The 1,112-nt window shown below is 30.4% G+C and carries 1 protein-coding gene; it reads left to right on the top strand.

Translation table 11 applies throughout. The features are described from left to right. The first annotated feature begins 95 nt into the window (after positions 1–95). Positions 96–1,013 (top strand): hypothetical protein, encoded by a 918-nt coding sequence (locus tag ACEN2I_RS19975; RefSeq protein WP_441767836.1) that lies wholly within the window; start codon positions 96–98, stop codon positions 1,011–1,013. Positions 1,014–1,112: the final 99 nt, after the last annotated feature.

Raw genomic sequence — 1,112 nt, 5'->3', positions numbered from 1 at the left:
ATCCTGTTTTTAAACAATACTTTTCTATATTTGTTTAAAACAAAAACGGAAGTTTTTTCACAGACTGACGTTGGCAGCAAGCTATTATCACATTTATGAGAAACCTATTCTTTTTCGTTATTATATTTTTCACTTGCAATAATATTTTTGCAAATGCGTATCCTATAACTCCAAGACCTTTAAGAAAATTAGTCATTGAAAGTGATGCAGCAATAGTTGGAAAAGTTATAAATGTAACCGACAAAATTTACGAAGGAAAGAAAAAAAAGAGAGTATACTATCCGCTATATAAAATAGCAAAAATTGTTGTGATTGATATTTTACAAGGTGAAGTTAAAAATGACACTATCGAAATTCTTTTTCAACCAAATATGACTTGTCCAGATTCTGACAGGTATTACGAAAAAACATCTGTTATAGCATTCTTAGATATAAATAATGGAAAATATAGCACTCATGCTTTATCTTATGGTTCAAAAACCTTAGATTCTGTTGGAATATCAGTCTATAAAAGAAGGATAAATGAAATTCAGAAAATCTTAAAAATTACTGACTCTATTTCTAAACGAACCGAAACAATCGAATGGTTAGTAAAATGTGCTGAGAATGAAGTAACAAGTTGGGAAGGAGTCTTTGAGTTACGCGATTATAAAGAATTTTCAAACAGTTCAAAAAATTATTTTTATCAAGATTTGAATGCTGAGCAAAAAGCCAGATTAAAAAAAGCCTTTTTAAATTCGCTCAAAGGACCATTTTACGATTTTAATTTATCAGACTTAATATACGAAGAGAATAAGTTAGAGATTGATAATATCCTTTTAGAAAGATTAAAACATCTTTCCGAAGATGATTATTATCATGCTGATGAGTATATTGATAGACTCAAGTACAAAAACTCTTCAGAAGAAATGAAAACTCTTTTAAAAAGATACTATGAAATTCGATTTGAAGAGAAAGATCCTTTAGAGCGAAATAAAATTATTGTTAGAATTATATCTCTCATTGACAAATAGCCAGCTGGTAACAGCTAAGGGATTCGTTGCGTGCGTAGCACGAACAATGAAGCCCGTGTTGAACGGAACCGCTGAGATTCCGCAACTATGGGTTTTTCG

Source organism: Flavobacterium sp. W22_SRS_FK3 (assembly GCF_052113665.1).
GTDB lineage: Bacteria > Bacteroidota > Bacteroidia > Flavobacteriales > Flavobacteriaceae > Flavobacterium.
Note: the sequence above shows the minus strand (reverse complement) of the source record. Positions and strands in the feature narration are given on the sequence as shown.